Source organism: Fictibacillus sp. FJAT-27399 (assembly GCF_001510655.1).
Taxonomy (GTDB): Bacteria; Bacillota; Bacilli; order Bacillales; family Fictibacillaceae; genus Fictibacillus_C; species Fictibacillus_C marinisediminis.
In genome coordinates this window covers 471,650-486,922 of the sequence record NZ_LMVC01000003.1, presented here as the reverse complement: position 1 = coordinate 486,922, position 15,273 = coordinate 471,650, and the positions used below count along the sequence as shown (strand labels likewise).

The following is a 15,273-nucleotide window of genomic DNA, read 5'->3' as shown; positions in this document are numbered from 1 at the left end:
AATTTTTCCCACAAAAAAAAGGCAAAATTTAACCGCCGGCTCCCTTTTTCTTCACGGGAATTCGGCGGCTATTTCATCATTTTTTCACTGCACCATTTAATGGCCGTGATTTCAGTACCCAAATTAAGAGTCGATTGAACATTGATGATATCCATTAATTTTTGGACCCCCGGCAAACCGGCTCCCAATCCTCCTGAACTCGTATATCCTGCTTGAAGCGCCATTTTAATGTCTTGAATACCTGGACCTTGATCAATGGCCGATACCCTGATCCCTGCCCGGTTTTCTTCCTCAATCGCTTCGACAATGATTTTACCCTCTCCTGCATAAAGGTAAATGTTTCTGGCAAGCTCGGATATCACGGTTTTGATCCGGACTTGATTAACGGAATTAAAACCGATGATTCTAGCAAGCTCTTTCCCTTCTTGACGGGCAATAGAGATATCCAATTCATTTTTTATTTCAACCGTAACCTGATGATAATTCATGGTAAGCACCTCTATTCCTGTTTTATTGGTAGTGCTTACTTTCTACGGGCATACGGATTTTGTTTTATGGAATTTCAGTGAACGGCTACTGGATTACTTACCCTTCATACATTTCAACAATTTAAGTATTTTTCCTTTTTATTTCAACAAAATCATTTCCTTTTGAGGACATCTTACTAGAGCAGACTTACATAAACGCCCGAAATACTAATTTCGACATCACGTTTTTATTTCCATTCAACAAATTTCTATCTTATTTACGTTCCTAATTCCTGAAAAAAACGAAAAAGACCCTGTCCTGGGACAAGGTCTAAAGCTCAATGGTTATTTTTTCATAATTTTTATATCCGGGCAGCTGCTCATCTGGGGTTGACTGCCCGCCTGCGGAATTGTTGTGATCCGGGATAATGGTCGTCCGTTTTCCCGAAGCATCAGGCTAGGCTTTGTTTGACTGTGAACTGGCTGAGTTATCTTCACCTTCTTTACCAAAATCTCCAATCGAAACGACTTTCAGCCCCAAATCACTTAAATTATCATTTAATTTCCCGCGAAGATCTTTATCAAACGTTTCAGGAGCTTCTTCCGTATACTCAAGCAGAACATGAATAGATTTCATTTAATTTCTCCTCCTTTTAAAGGATTTGTTTATGCAACCTATTCCCGATTTTTCTTGTGATAAACAAAAAACACCCAGTCCGGGTGTCAATTTTTGTCAGGAAAGTACGGATTAATATGAATAAATACCTCAGATATATCCGGAAATCTTTTTTGTATCTCGTCTCTTAAATTTCTTGCAATATCATGGCCTTCTTTAATGCTCAGATCATAATTGAGCGAAATTCTTAAGTCCAGAATGATGTAGTGGCCATGTGTCCTCGCTCTCATGCGGTCAATCCGCTTCACTTCTTTAAATTCCATGACAACTTTTCGGTACTGTGTCAGCAGCGGTTTTTCAATATTCTTATCCATCAATACATCAACGGATGAACCGAGCAGTTTCAGTGAGATTTTCAGGATAAGGAAAGCGACGATCAGACTGGCCGCAGCATCGCCGTATAAGAGATAAGGCAAGTTGAATTTATCCCCGATAATGGATAGTATGACGCCAAAAAAAGCAGCGAGGGAGGCTACAATGTCAGCTTTGTGGTCAAATGCGATCGCTATTATGGCTTTGCTGTTATATTTTTCACCCAGCTTCATGGAGTTATGGTAAAGCAGGTGCTTTGCAATATAAGAAAATAGAGCGGCGAACAAAGCAATGTACTCAGGTGCTTTCGGTGTTCCGATTAAGCCCAGGATACCTTCAACAACAATATATATAGAAACAAGAAATAAAATAATACCTACAAAGCCTTCACTAAGCACTTCAGCTTTACCATGTCCGAATGGATGGTCCTCATCAGGCGGCTTGTTGGAGATTCCTACCACGGCCAGTACAGCAATAGAAGCTACAATGTCTGCAGCGGAGTGGATACCGTCCGCAAAGACCGATTCACTTCCTGCATTCAGCCCGACCGCAACCTTTCCAATGGTTAATATACAGTTGCTGATCAGAGCCAACCAGGCCACTTTTTTACCTATTCTTTCTCTTTCATGTACAATCTCCATGTTCCCCTCCTAAAATAATGTTTCCCGAAGGAAAAAAAATCCCTAAGCCGAAGGCGGCTTAGGGCAGGTATGTGATTTTGAATTTTGGGTTTTTCATATCCATCATCCTTATAATTACGGCAAAAGTCCAGTTCATTAATCATACTCTTTTCACAAGAGAAAATCAATGAAACATAAAATTTTGGAAAATAAAACAAAACAGAACATAACTATTGATTAGGCCAAATGTTACAGGAGGAGATTCTTATGAACAACAAAGTGGGAAAGGATGACTTTGTCCAAGGGTTTGTTCCCAACCACAATCATGGTTCCGTTGATTATACTTCCATGGCTGGAGACCACGTCCATCAATGCCTTGATGTCACTTCTCCACCCATTCCTACACAGGACGGAGGCCACATCCATTTTACGGAAGGGTACGTGATGTTTGAAAATGGCCATACCCACCATTACCGAGCCTATTCTGGTCCGCCTATTCCAGTAGGCAACGGCATGCATGTTCACTATTACGACTTTTACACAAGTGTAGACGATGGCCATCAGCATCATGTAAAAGGGGTAGATCATCCCGCACCCGGAACGAAGTAAAGAACTGTTATTTAATTACTCTCGCGTCATAGTGCCCGCTTTACCAGAGCTGCTGCTCTCCGTAAACACGAAGCGTTTTTGTCCGGCATAATTCAGAACCGTATACAGTCCTGTTCCTATCAAAACAGCGGCATCTTTGGCAAAGTGTTTTGGCAGAGGAATTATTGCTGAGAAGGCCCAGTCTGCGATCCGAATTCCGGCATAATAGGCGATAAAATAGCAGAGAAGAATGACGATAGCAAACCGTACCATACTTCCCGCTACTGGTGAGGAGCTTTTAAACGTGAACATCCGGTTTAGCACATAGCTCACACATGCGCCAACTGCGTTTCCTAAAAATGTTGCCAGCCAATACGATACATCTGCCGCATGAAGCAGCAGATAGATCACCGATAATCCGACCAATGTATTGATTACACCAACTATCAAAAATCGTACAAATGAATGTTTCATTTCTCATCAGCCATCTATTCCGGCTACTCCTTTTGCCATTTTTAGTCCATTTCTTCAGCACGATACAAATAAATCCTCCAAGCCGATTCCTTTTGAGAAAATGCTTTTACAAAATGCAGGTGATTTTCTTCTGCATTATCAATCGGAAGCGCGGAAAAGATATACCGGCCTCCCATTTGAGTAAAGACTTTCGTGTTCAGCTGGAGATGCTGAATGCGTTTCTTTGAATGTTTCGTGTAGTGGTACTTCTTTCCCAGCTCATCTGCAAAAAGATAGCACCGGTTTCCCCATTGATCAAAGTAATTTTTTAGCATCCGGTCTTTATCAAGTTCTTTGGCAATAATTCTGCGAAACTTATGCTTATAAGACAGCGGATAATAATTGTTGTATGTATCAAGGGTGTAAAAGCCGTTATACTGGGCGATGGCAGGATGGATCCCGATGCTCGCCACTCGATAGGAAGACTGCGGCATTCCGATATAGTGTTCCATCTCCTCGAATTGTTTGACGGCATAAAACTCCTTGAAGGATGGCGCATGGACAACACGGTAATAAATCTCCTCATGAGCACAGCATAAAATAAAAATCTGAAGAGCCAAACCGGCCTTTATCCATGTCCGCCAGCCTTCTATTTTCCATAGAATCCAGCTTCCTAAAGCAAACAAAACATAAATAACGAGCGGGCGCAAAAAATGAAAACGTGCAAAATTGAACGTCGCAAGAAAAGAAACCTTCTCTTTTACAGGCGTCCAGCCCCTGTAAAACCAAAAGGCATACCAGACAGACAGCAAGAAGTTAAGCAAGAATAAGAGAAGGAACGATTTTTTAATCTCCCCACTGCTTTCTTTCCAAATCTTCCAAAGCGCAGCAAACATAATGGGTAAAATGACCGCTGTATGTAAAGTGAGGACATGCGTGTGGCCCAGAAAATAGTTTTTGAAAACAAGCCGTATCGTATGCCAGAACGAGAGCTTCGAGCTCATGAATTCATTCCGGCTTGTCGGTGCTTCCGGCACTACCAGAGAGTATACGAGTCTATATTCAATCAGCAAATAAAGGACCGTCATCAATACAATGCTGAATAAAAAGCGCATGTTCCACCGCTTTTTTGTAACTGCATCATAAAGCCAGATCACACCCACTGCAGTGAGAAAAAAGAAAAATCCAAGCACAAAACTGGAGTATAGGGGCAGGAGTACAAGCGTAAGCCATTCCCTCCAGGTTTCTTTGTGCTTTCTAATATTTAAAAATGCCCATAAAGCAAGGGGATGCCCTAGCGTACTGAGCATTCCCGACGGCCAAAAGGGAGTAAGTGCAAAGGCAAGTGAAACCCACACGGTTATGGGATAAGCCTTTTCATCTTTCATAAAATGCTTCGACAGCAGCAAATACATCCCGATGAACGCAAAAATCCGGGTAATCCCCTGGCTTATGGCATAAGCTGTCATAGGCGGAAACCAGTGATGAAGCCATTGGATCAGACTGAACTCGGTTCCGAAAGCATTCCTGGGAAGGCCGTTGATAATTTGCGGAATGACGGTGTCCATCGGACCGAACAGCTGCCCGCTTTCTTTTAACACCTTGTACCACGCAATGTTGGAATCCATATTGTCATGTACTCGGATATGAGAATGCTCACCGAGAATAAACGGAGGGGCCATGAACAAAACCAGCAGCACCCATGCCAATGTCAGATGTTTATTTTCCGGACTCAAGGCTGACCAGTATTTCACAATCATGGAACCCCTTCTGTTTAGGATACGCCCTTAAATCGGCAATGGCTTACATTTTTGGATCAGCCTGCACGTTCATCAGCTTTTCTTTTAAATAATGCATAAGAGGCTCGTTAAGCTCTTTGTTCTTCAATGCAAATTCAATCGTGGTTGTTATAAAACCAAGCTTGTCCCCTACATCATACCGATCACCCTCAAACTCATAAGCATAAACGTTCTGCTCCTGGTTCAGCCTATGAATGGCATCGGTAAGCTGAATCTCCCCTCCGGCCCCGATTTCCTGGTTATCGAGAATGGAAAAGATCTCGGGAGTAAGAACGTAGCGCCCCATGATCGCCAGGTTGGAAGGAGCTTCGCCTTTTGAAGGTTTTTCTACAAAATTGGAGACCTCATACAGGCGTCCCGCTTGTTTTCTCGTTTCAATGATCCCGTACCGGTCTGTTTCTTCTTCTGGAACAGGCTTTACCCCGATAACAGATGATCCTGTTTTCTCATACTGCTGGATCAGCTGGCGAATGCACGGTGTTTCCGATTGGACAATATCATCACCAAGCAGGACAGCGAACGGCTCATCTCCAATAAATTTCCTTGCACTCCATACAGCATGCCCAAGTCCCTTCGGCTGCTTCTGGCGGATGTAATGAATATCTGCCATTTCTGACGAGCGCTGAACTTCCTGAAGCAGCTTCACCTTTCCTTTGCTGAACAGACTCTGCTCCAGATCAAATGAATAATCAAAATGATCCTCGATCGCACGTTTTCCTTTACCTGTTACGATCAGAATATCTTCTATCCCGGAATTAATTGCTTCTTCCACAATATATTGAATGGTTGGTTTGTCTACGATAGGCAGCATTTCTTTCGGCATTGCTTTCGTGGCCGGCAGAAATCTCGTCCCAAGACCAGCTGCCGGAATAATGGCTTTCTTCACTTTTTTCGTCATGTCTTCCACTCCTCATTGCCTAATAGTTTCCCTATCTATGTAAATGAAAGGATCGTCACCTTTAGTGTGACCAATGCACTCTCATCCAAACCCCCATTTTCATATGGTACGTACTATTTCATTCTCACAGCCTATCTAAACAAGAACTGCCCAGAAAAAACTCTGAGCAGTTCAAATCGTTTATTTTCGGTCGCTTGGATAGACAACACCAATCTGGCTGCGGACTTCATCCATAATCTCCATGACTGTAAGAGAATTTTCGTGAGAGTTGATGTCTGATTCCAGTTTTCCCTGCTGAATCAGAGAGATGAATTCTTTTGCTTCATAATACATCGGTTCATGTTGGGCTGTTTGAGAGACATCTTCCACCGATCCGCCTCGATGGCGAATCTCAACCTTTTCCGGTGTATGAATCCGGTCAATGATGATGCTCCCTTTCTCCCCCTGAATTTCAGAAGGAAGGAACGAATCCGTAATCTTTGAATACGTAATGACAGCCTCCATCGACTCATACGTCAAAAGGACGCTGCCTTCCCCATCCACACCGGATTCCAGCATGACCCCGCTCGCCTTTACGCTGATCGGCTTGCCGAACAGAACTACGAGCGGATAGATGCAGTACGTTCCCAAGTCCATGAGTGCTCCATTTGAAAACTGAGGCTTAAACGCATTCAAAATGTTTCCTTCTTTATAGGCATCATAGCGAGAAGAATACTGGCAGTAGTTTCCCACATATCTTCTTATGGTCTCGATTTTGGGCAAACTTTCTTGAATTGCTTTGAATCCCGGAAGCATGGTTGATTTTAGCGCCTCCATCAGAACAATCTTGTTTGCTTTTGCCGCTTCGATCATTTCTTTGACTTCCTCTGCGTTGGAAGCAAGCGGCTTTTCGCAGAGCACATGCTTGCCATGGTTCATCAGCGTGATGGCATGCTTCGAGTGAAAAGAGTTCGGGCTGGCAACATAAACCGCATCGATCACATCGGATTTTGCCATCTCTTCCACATCGGTAAAAACCGTATGTACCCCGTACTTATCCGCGAACTCTCTCCCTTTCTCCACCGTCCTTGAATAGACGGCAGCCAGCTTAAGGTCTTCCAAGTCACCTGCTGCTTTCAAGAAAGCATCGGTAATCCAGTTTGTTCCGATTACTCCAAAACGTATCACGATATATCCTCCTTCAACTTACACTCTTATCATCATGAATTAATGTAGCATGTTTTATACGATTTTGCTGAATAGGAGATTGTGTGAATCGTGGTGTTGGCGGGCAAATATTTCCGCGGGTAAACCTCCGCCCGCCACTGAATCCAGCTTGCCAAACGTACCTAGATGCTGACGGTTTGCAGCACTTCCTGCTGAAAAGAAACTCGAATTTCCTCAATCGGCATGTTATAGCCAATTAAAATGAGGCATGTCCTGCAATTTTGATCTTCCATCCGCTCCATTTCTACTTCTTTCGATGCAAATTGGAATTGATAGAGTCCTGAGGGGGACGCCAGTGATACCATTCCTTTTCCTCGCAGCACACTTTCTGGCAGCTTTTTCAGCCATTTTTCAAACCGGATCCGTTCAACCGCCGGGAAATCTTCTATTTTAAATGCCTTAAATGGATGCTCGTGGTGGTGGTGATCTTCATGTTCATGATGAGAATGGCCAGCATTTCCTGTTTCCTTGCTTAACGATACCGCGACAGTGCTCATCCGTTTCTTCAGCAACTCGTCCAGTTCTACATCGCCATATACTGTCTCGATGATCTCTACTTCCGCTTTTAATTGCTTTCTAAGCTTTTTATAGATTTTATCTTTCGTTTTCTCGTTAACAAGATCCATCTTGTTTAAAAGAATAAGTGTAGCGCTCGTTATTTGTTCATTGAGCATCTCGCGTATCTCTCTTGAACTGGAGAATATGCTTTGATACTCAAGAAACTTACTTGCATCGGCCAGACTGATGATCGATTGCGTTTCAAAACCGTCACGAAGCCGCGGATCCGTCAGTGCTTCAAGAATTTCCTTCGGATTTGCAACTCCTGTACCTTCAATCAGCAAAATATCCACAGCGTTCTCATCCTGTAAAAAGAACTGCAGTTCCTCGCGAAGGTCGTCCTGGATCGTACAGCAAATACAGCCATCCAGCATCTCCAGCATTTTTTCACCTTTGAACATATGCCCTTCTACATTCACTTGTCCGAGTTCATTCAGAACGATGCCCGGCTTGAGCCCCCTGCTTTTAAAATCAGACAGCATCTTCAGCAGCACGGTCGTTTTCCCGCTCCCTAAAAAGCCGCTTAATATATAGGTTGGTATCTTTGGTCGAGACATAACAGGATCCTCCTTAAACAAAATAAAACGTAATCATTATGTTTTATCATACCATGGTTAAACTACGGACTGCAGAAAATCAAACAATTTACATAAAAATCAAAAGACCCTATCCCGCTTTTGTGAGATAAGGTCTTTTCAGACAAAAGGTCACCCTTCATTCCTCTTGTCCGGATAAATTTTATGCCAGATGAAGAGTCCGATAACCCAAAATAAAGTCAATAGACTCCAATAGAAAGTGAACATGCGCTTTCCTCCCCGGTTTTTTTTAAAATTAAAATGACACTTTTCTTAATGATTGTTGCTTTAGTTGGGAGCATTTTTGTAAAGAAACCTTCATTGCTAAGTTGATTGGAGTGCAAGGTGCGAGACTCCTCGAAAATGAATTTCACATTTTCTTCGTGCGATATAACGCTGCCGAAGCCTTCCTTGTCCTGCGGGACGAGCGTGACAGGTGAAACCCGCAGGCGCAAGCGCCGAGAAAGTAGGCGCTCGCGCCGGTAGGTTCAGCGCACGCCCCGCGAAAGTAGGTCCGGTTAAAGCGAGCATCCTGAAACGGAAATCAACCACTCCCAGGAGCAACAAAGGTTACGAAAACAGCCAATTAAAAAGACCCGCTTAAACAGGTCGATTCCTGCTTAAACGAGCCTCTAGATGTCTAGTCAGCTCTTACTGTATGTGATTAAAAAGGCTTCTCCAAATCTGGAGAAGGCGGCACATTCATTTTGACGATTACATGTCCGCTTATCTTCCAAAATAGATTCTTGTCTGAAATTGGCACCGCCCATTCGGGGGTTGCCGGGCTTCATAGGGTCAGTCCCTCAGCCGCTCTGGATATGCTTTTATTTTTTAGTATAGTACCTTAATTTAAAGATGAATGTCAAGGTTTTCCGGGTGAAATAGTATGAATAATAAGTTAGAATCCATTATTTGGAGTTAGGCTCAATTATGTATTATTTTGGCTCAATACCCACAAAGACAGAAGCCGAACCGCAAAAAACTCATCAGCGACCCGGCATCCCCTTATATATTCGACATCAGCCGCTTCAAAATCCGCTGATAATCATCCTGATCAATGCCCGGAGCAAACTCTTCAGGCAGTTCCTCAAAATCAGGAACCTTTGCTCCTTCCGGCATGCCGTCAATGACCGTTAACTGCTGTCCCGTCTCAGGATTTTTTCCTTTCCAGATTTTACTGATATCCCGGTACTCCGGCTCCCCCCATGTATATAAAACATTGGAAAGCCCTTTATCTATAAATGGCTTAGCATAATCAAACTTGTTGTTATCCAGGCTCGGCACGGGCAGCATCTTACCAACCTCAACCCCTGTTGCCACTTCCAGTGCTTTGGCATAAGCGATGATATGAGTGCCGCCGCGGACGAGCAAATAACCGATCATCGTTCTTGCGGTTGGGTGATCGGTCATCTCATAACAGCGCATTTTATGGGTTCTTGCCCCGATCTCGAGCAAATAGTTATGAAGCAAATCACCCACAAGACTTCCGGAGTTGGTGACAAAGTCTCCATTCCACGGCCGGCCCATTCCGTCCCCCGGGTAAGCAGCCTGTGCCGTTGTCGTAAAGTGGAGGGAATAACGCGCATCTTTCCCATTCTGAAGAGGCGTACTGTCAGGGTCGCCTGGAAACGTATTTCCGAACGACATCAGATTAATCGTGTTGGCAACGAGCTCGACGTGGCCGAACTCTTCTGCCGTAATACTCGCAACGAGGTCATAAAAGGGTTTAAACTTCTTTTTCCCCCGAAAATTAAACGATTGATACATATAGTTATTTAACGTGGACATTTCACCAAACTTGCCGCCCAATAGTTCCTGAACCGCCGCGGCTCCGTTCATGTCACCGTGTTCCGGCCTAGGAAGCTCTATCGCTATTTTGTTCACACGCTTCATCATCGTGCTTCACCCCCGCTGTGATCCGTTCTACCTCAATGCTTATGCGTGGCGAAGGTTGTATTATTCGGGAACCAATTGCGGATTTGGCACGACCCAAATGATCTGTTGAGTTCGGATATAAAAGGAGTTTCCCGCTGATTCTACGACGATGTGATCCGGAACAACCTGTTTAAGCGTTCCGCGAACCGAGCCACGTTCCGTCTGGACGACAACCGGTTTGCTTACAACCGACTGCAGCGCTTGATACACATATGGATCACTCACAACCCAGTTAATGTTATTCATGCTGACCTCTCCCTTGCAAACAATTTGCAGTATTCCCTATATGTTTATTAGAAGAATTTGGCCATTAGTCTTCCTAAAAAAAGAGGACAGCTTTCAGGAAGCTGTCCTCAAGAAGTTCGAATTATTTTTTTAAATCTTCGATGGAATCGATCGGCATATATTTTGGAACGGTAAGACCTAATTTTGTACCTTTTAGGTTTGGACCAAGATCCTCAAATTTGCCTTTATACTTGTCGTAATAATCCTTATGCGTTGTCGGCAGCCATGCTGCAACCATAGCGTCAGCACTTCCATCAGCCACACCGGCGAACATCGGTCCGGCTTCAACTTGCTGAAGTTTTACTTTATAGCCTTGCTGTTCAAGAACTTTGGCTACTACGTTCGTACTTGCAATTTCGGATTCCCAGGCCACATAGACAAGCTTGACTTCTTTTCCGTTGCCTTTTTGTGCGCCTTTCGTCCATTTGCCTACTTCTTGTTTATGAGATTTCACCCATTTCGCTGCAGCTTTTTCAGGCTGTGCTCCATCTTGAACATCCACCATGACTTCTTCCATGTCAGAAGGCTTCCAGAAGAACTGATCCAGGATTTTGTTAGCACCTGGATTTTCCTGCTTGAACCCTTTTTTCGTTAAGGTGTGAATGGATTCACCTTTACCGTATGACCCTTTAGGATCCTTCAGGTATTTAAGATCGTACTTACTGAACATCCAGTGCGGCGTCCAGCCAGTAACGATGATCGGTTCTTTCTTTTCATACGCTTTTTTCAATTCGGCGGTCATCGCTGCGGCTGAACCTTCTTTCAGTGTCCAGTCTTTCTTCAGACCATAGTCTTTCATTGCTTTTTCTGTTGATTTCATCAATCCGGCACCAGGATCGATACCCGTAATTTCATAGTTCACCTGGTCACCAACATTTTTTGAGCTGGTTTCATCTGGTTTTGCCTGGCTGATCGCTACTGCAGCGTAAGCTACGATTAGCAGACCTGCCAATACAGAATAAACGATTTTTTTATTGATGATATTGCCGAAAAGCGGTTTTCGCAAGTTCTGAGAGATACGGTCCAGAATGATCGCGATGATAACGATCGAAATTCCGGCTTCAAAACCTTCACCGACTTTAATTTGAGTAACAGCACGGTAAACTTCAGCTCCAAGTCCAGGTGCACCGACAAGTGAAGCGATAACGACCATGGACAGGGCAAGCATGATACTCTGGTTCACACCAGCAAGGATAGTTGGTGCAGCAAGAGGAAGCTGTACTTTAAACAGCTTTTGCCCTGTTGTTGAACCAAAGGCCTCTGTGGCTTCAATTAAATCTTTCGGTACTTCACGGATTCCGAGATTCGTAAGGCGGATCGTCGGAGGCACTGCGAAAATAACGGAAGCCAGGATACCCGGTACAACCCCGATTCCGAAAAACAGAATAGATGGTATTAGGTAAACAAAGGCTGGCATAGTTTGCATGAAGTCCAGAATCGGTGTGATGATCCGTTTGGCCGTATCATTTTGTGAAGCCCAAATTCCAAACGGTATTCCGATCAGGATGGTCAGGACAACTGACGACAATACGAGTGCAATCGTATCGACGGTTGCATCCCAATATCCAAGATTGTCGATTAACAATAATCCAACCAATGTAAAAATGGCAACTCCCCATCTGCTCGTATAAAGAGCAAAAAGGGTAATAATTAAAATTAACAAGATAGAAGGACCTATCCCAAGAAGAGTAACAAGGTTGCCAAGAAGCCCTTCAATAAATCCAGTAATAGCATTAAAGACAGGATCAAATGTATTTGTGATCCAGTCTACTAGATGGTCAACCCATTGTGCTAAAGGGATTTTCGGAAAATTCATTCGTCATCCTCCTTTCCGTTCAGCCCATCGCGGTTTCCAGCAAGCGCGCCAATGACAGCGCCCCGGATGATAACTCCTTTTAACCGTTTTTCTTCATCAATTACGGCAAGAGGAATATTAGTATTCGCCATCGGTTCAAGCAAGTCGGAAAGAAGTGTATCTTCACTTGCAGTCAGCACATCTTTATTCATGACTTCCTCGATCGTCTTGTTTTCCTTAATGGCCTTAGAGGCATCATCTGCTGTTACGGCCCCAAGCAATCTTTGCTTGCGGTCAACGATAAAGATGCTTGAATATCCTTGATCTTTCATAATCTGCAGCGCGACCCTCGGGCCTCTGTCAGGAGAAATCTTTTCTGCCCGTTTCATAACGTGAGAAGCGGTAAGAACGCGTGATATATCCACATCTTCTACAAATCGCTCAACGTATTCATTGGCAGGATTCATCATAATTTCTTCAGGTGTTCCTATCTGAATTATGCTTCCGTCTTTCATAAGGGCGATACGGTCGCCGATACGTAAAGCTTCATCCAGATCATGTGTAATGAAAATGATCGTTTTTTTCATGGATTCCTGAATTTCAAGAAGTTCGTCCTGCATGTCTTTCCGGATCAGCGGGTCAAGGGCACTGAATGCTTCATCCATCAAAAGGATATCAGTATCGCTTGCCAGTGCTCTTGCAAGGCCTACACGCTGCTGCATCCCGCCGCTCAACTGGGATGGCATCTGATTTTCATACCCCTTTAATCCGACGATTTCAAGGGATCTCATCGCTTTATCCTTGCGTTCCGATGGGGAGACATTTTGTATTTCCAGACCGTACTCCGTGTTTTCTAACACGGTTTTATGAGGAAATAATGCGAAGTTTTGAAACACCATGCTGATCGTCTTGCGTCTCACTTCTCTAAGTTGAGAGGTAGGCATTTTCACGATGTCTTCATTATCGATAAGTATTTCGCCGCTTGAAGGATCGATCAACCGGTTGATCATTCGAATCAAAGTGGATTTTCCGCTTCCGGATAACCCCATGACCACGAAGATCTCACCTGGATAGATATCAAACGATGCGTTATTTACACCGACCGTGCTGCCCGTTTCTTTTAATATGTCTTTCTTGGAGTAACCCTTTTTCAGTAATTGAACGGCAGCTTTCGGTGATTTGCCAAATACTTTGGTTACATTTCTAATACTCACTTTTGCTTCCATTAACATCACCTCTAGTTTCACGACATTTTTCGACAACGATTAACCGCAACTTTTTAATTGTAAAGAAGTTTCTTAGCTGCACCAAACTATGTATCCTTTGATATAAGGGTGTGTGACAGTTACTATTAGGAATCCCAACAGTTAGCCATAATATACTTACATATAAGAAGATATCCTCTTATATCCTCCCATATGCTTTCTTTCGCAATAGTCATTAGGAGATAAATGGTACTATGATACACTTTGTTTAGGGTTATGGAAAAAATTCAATCCGGTCATACTGCTTGTTATTTGAAGAACTGGGAATATACAAGGAGATTATGGTATGTTATACATCTACCGTACTCTTGCTTGTTAAGGAGATTTTATGCATATTTTTTCTATATTACTTATGCTTGTTACCATTTTGAATATATTGCTTGCGGCCGTCATCGTATTTCGGGAACGCCGTGATGCCAGTTCCACCTGGGCATGGCTCCTTGTCTTAGTGTTCATTCCTTTAGGTGGCTTTTTTCTTTATTTATTGTTCGGACGAAACTTAAGCAGACACCGGCTATTTCAATGGGATGACCGAAAAAAGCTTGGTTTGGAGAAAACCTTAAAAAGCCAGATGAAGCATCTTCGGGACGGGTCCTTTGAGTTTTGCAACGAACCTGAGAGAGCAAGCCAGGACTTGATCTACATGCAGCTCGTCAATAACGAGGCTCCCTTTTCACGGGATAACTCCGTTGAAATTTTTACTGATGGAGGGAAAAAGTTCGAGAATCTGATTCAAGATATCGAACGGGCAGAACATCACATACACCTGCAATATTACATTATTAAAAAAGATAATCTTGGCAGAAAGATAAGGGATGTCTTGGTCGAAAAAGCAAAACAAGGGGTTAAGGTCAGGGTCTTATATGATGAATTGGGATCACGAACACTCACCAAACGCTTTTTCTCCGAACTCCGAAAGGCCGGGGGAGAGGTTGAAGTCTTTTTCCCCACAAGGTTTGCCTTCATTAATTTTCGGATGAACTACCGAAATCACCGGAAGATCGTTATTATCGACGGCAAGATCGGTTATGTCGGCGGGTTTAACGTAGGGGATGAATACCTGGGGCTTAACCCGAGGTTTGGGTTTTGGCGTGATACACACTTAAAGATTCAGGGCACAGCCGTCCACTCCATGCAAACCCGTTTTATACTAGACTGGAACCAAGCCTCATATGGACATGATATTGATTATGATCCTGTCCTTTTTCCTGAGGAAATCGGCAAAGGCGCTATCGGCATGCAGATTGTTACGAGCGGGCCCGAATCGGAGTGGCCGCAGATCAAAGACGGCTACATCAAGATGATCTCCCTTGCCAAACATTCGATCACCATTCAAACTCCGTACTTTGTTCCTGATGCCAGTCTGCTGGATACTCTGCGGATCGCTTGCCATTCGGGTGTAGACGTAAAGATCATGATACCGAATAAACCCGATCATCTTTTCGTATATTGGGCTTCGTTATCCAATATCGGAGACTTGCTGAAGGCTGGTGCGAAAGTCTATATCTATGACAACGGCTTTATCCATGCCAAATCGATTGTTGTAGATGATGAGATATCATCCGTCGGGACCGCCAATTTCGATATCCGAAGCTTAAAGCTGAACTTTGAAATCAATGCTTTTATATACAACAAAACAATAGCCAAAAAGCTGATGGACGCTTTTCACGAGGATGTAAAGCTTTCCCGTAAATTAACGTGGGAACAATATCAGGAGCGTTCGAAGTGGATCCGCTTCAGAGAATCCATCTCTCGCCTGCTCTCCCCCCTCTTATAAAACACAAAAACCGCCTAAAAAGGCGGTTTTTGTTATGTACCTTGTTAGAGCGTATTATTGCTAA

The 15,273-nt window shown here is 43.6% G+C and carries 15 protein-coding genes and 1 riboswitch; of the genes, 2 read left to right on the top strand and 13 right to left on the bottom strand.

The annotated features are described in order from the left end of the window. Positions 1-68: 68 nt before the first annotated feature. The 3 genes from AR335_RS16435 to AR335_RS16425 form a co-directional block, all read right to left on the bottom strand. Positions 69-488 (bottom strand): anti-sigma regulatory factor, encoded by a 420-nt coding sequence (locus AR335_RS16435; RefSeq protein WP_053357051.1) that lies wholly within the window; start codon positions 486-488, stop codon positions 69-71. 436 nt (positions 489-924) lie between these two features. After that, on the bottom strand, positions 925-1,104 hold the full coding sequence (locus tag AR335_RS16430; RefSeq protein WP_062237909.1) for a hypothetical protein: 180 nt from the start codon (positions 1,102-1,104) through the stop codon (positions 925-927). An 86-nt stretch (positions 1,105-1,190) separates the two neighbouring features. Continuing rightward, complete coding sequence (locus tag AR335_RS16425; RefSeq protein ID WP_199805105.1) at positions 1,191-2,090, bottom strand: cation diffusion facilitator family transporter; 900 nt, start codon at positions 2,088-2,090, stop codon at positions 1,191-1,193. 252 nt (positions 2,091-2,342) lie between these two features. Between AR335_RS16425 and AR335_RS16420 the strand changes: the two genes are divergently transcribed. Further along, on the top strand, positions 2,343-2,684 hold the full coding sequence (locus tag AR335_RS16420; protein ID WP_053357048.1) for a YmaF family protein: 342 nt from the start codon (positions 2,343-2,345) through the stop codon (positions 2,682-2,684). Between the two features lie 15 nt (positions 2,685-2,699). On the opposite strand, the gene AR335_RS16415 is transcribed toward AR335_RS16420, so the two are convergent. From AR335_RS16415 to AR335_RS16375, 10 genes are all read right to left on the bottom strand, one after another. After that, the gene (locus tag AR335_RS16415) at positions 2,700-3,137 is read right to left on the bottom strand and encodes a GtrA family protein (RefSeq protein WP_053357047.1); all 438 of its coding nucleotides are present in this window, start codon (positions 3,135-3,137) and stop codon (positions 2,700-2,702) included. Between the two features lie 41 nt (positions 3,138-3,178). Next, positions 3,179-4,876, bottom strand: a complete 1,698-nt coding sequence (locus AR335_RS16410; protein WP_062237905.1) for a DUF6044 family protein — start codon at positions 4,874-4,876, stop codon at positions 3,179-3,181. Between the two features lie 43 nt (positions 4,877-4,919). Continuing rightward, on the bottom strand, positions 4,920-5,813 hold the full coding sequence (galU, locus tag AR335_RS16405; protein WP_062237903.1) for a UTP--glucose-1-phosphate uridylyltransferase GalU: 894 nt from the start codon (positions 5,811-5,813) through the stop codon (positions 4,920-4,922). A 180-nt stretch (positions 5,814-5,993) separates the two neighbouring features. Next, complete coding sequence (locus AR335_RS16400) at positions 5,994-6,980, bottom strand: Gfo/Idh/MocA family protein (protein ID WP_062237901.1); 987 nt, start codon at positions 6,978-6,980, stop codon at positions 5,994-5,996. Between the two features lie 161 nt (positions 6,981-7,141). Then, entirely contained in the window at positions 7,142-8,134 is a 993-nt protein-coding gene (locus tag AR335_RS16395; protein ID WP_062237899.1) for a CobW family GTP-binding protein, read from the bottom strand. A gap of 218 nt (positions 8,135-8,352) precedes the next feature. After that, positions 8,353-8,607, bottom strand: a complete 255-nt coding sequence (locus AR335_RS24260; RefSeq protein WP_156419043.1) for a hypothetical protein — start codon at positions 8,605-8,607, stop codon at positions 8,353-8,355. A 268-nt stretch (positions 8,608-8,875) separates the two neighbouring features. Next, positions 8,876-8,975, bottom strand: a riboswitch (SAM riboswitch). Between the two features lie 182 nt (positions 8,976-9,157). Further along, positions 9,158-10,048 carry a manganese catalase family protein gene (locus AR335_RS16390; RefSeq protein WP_062237897.1) on the bottom strand — a complete coding sequence of 297 codons (891 nt, stop codon included), beginning with the start codon at positions 10,046-10,048 and terminating at the stop codon, positions 9,158-9,160. Positions 10,049-10,108: 60 nt separating this feature from the next. After that, complete coding sequence (locus AR335_RS16385; protein ID WP_053357041.1) at positions 10,109-10,333, bottom strand: YuzF family protein; 225 nt, start codon at positions 10,331-10,333, stop codon at positions 10,109-10,111. 121 nt (positions 10,334-10,454) lie between these two features. Next, complete coding sequence (locus AR335_RS25390; RefSeq protein ID WP_062237895.1) at positions 10,455-12,188, bottom strand: glycine betaine ABC transporter substrate-binding protein; 1,734 nt, start codon at positions 12,186-12,188, stop codon at positions 10,455-10,457. Continuing rightward, complete coding sequence (locus tag AR335_RS16375) at positions 12,185-13,393, bottom strand: quaternary amine ABC transporter ATP-binding protein (protein ID WP_062237893.1); 1,209 nt, start codon at positions 13,391-13,393, stop codon at positions 12,185-12,187. The genes AR335_RS25390 and AR335_RS16375 overlap by 4 nt, the downstream gene beginning before the upstream one ends. Before the next feature lie 367 nt (positions 13,394-13,760). Here AR335_RS16375 and cls point away from each other — a divergent pair, with 367 nt between their 5' ends. After that, positions 13,761-15,209 (top strand): cardiolipin synthase, encoded by a 1,449-nt coding sequence (gene cls / locus AR335_RS16370; protein WP_062237891.1) that lies wholly within the window; start codon positions 13,761-13,763, stop codon positions 15,207-15,209. Positions 15,210-15,273 lie beyond the last annotated feature (64 nt).

Coding starts and splice junctions, on each gene's coding strand:
- AR335_RS16435 (WP_053357051.1), bottom strand. CDS start 488: ATGAATTATCATCAGGTTACGGTTGAAATAAAAAATGAATTGGATATC.
- AR335_RS16430 (WP_062237909.1), bottom strand. CDS start 1,104: ATGAAATCTATTCATGTTCTGCTTGAGTATACGGAAGAAGCTCCTGAA.
- AR335_RS16420 (WP_053357048.1), top strand. CDS start 2,343: ATGAACAACAAAGTGGGAAAGGATGACTTTGTCCAAGGGTTTGTTCCC.
- AR335_RS16415 (WP_053357047.1), bottom strand. CDS start 3,137: ATGAAACATTCATTTGTACGATTTTTGATAGTTGGTGTAATCAATACA.
- AR335_RS16410 (WP_062237905.1), bottom strand. CDS start 4,876: ATGATTGTGAAATACTGGTCAGCCTTGAGTCCGGAAAATAAACATCTG.
- galU (WP_062237903.1), bottom strand. CDS start 5,813: ATGACGAAAAAAGTGAAGAAAGCCATTATTCCGGCAGCTGGTCTTGGG.
- AR335_RS16395 (WP_062237899.1), bottom strand. CDS start 8,134: ATGTCTCGACCAAAGATACCAACCTATATATTAAGCGGCTTTTTAGGG.
- AR335_RS16390 (WP_062237897.1), bottom strand. CDS start 10,048: ATGATGAAGCGTGTGAACAAAATAGCGATAGAGCTTCCTAGGCCGGAA.
- AR335_RS16385 (WP_053357041.1), bottom strand. CDS start 10,333: ATGAATAACATTAACTGGGTTGTGAGTGATCCATATGTGTATCAAGCG.
- AR335_RS25390 (WP_062237895.1), bottom strand. CDS start 12,188: ATGAATTTTCCGAAAATCCCTTTAGCACAATGGGTTGACCATCTAGTA.
- AR335_RS16375 (WP_062237893.1), bottom strand. CDS start 13,393: ATGGAAGCAAAAGTGAGTATTAGAAATGTAACCAAAGTATTTGGCAAA.
- cls (WP_062237891.1), top strand. CDS start 13,761: ATGCATATTTTTTCTATATTACTTATGCTTGTTACCATTTTGAATATA.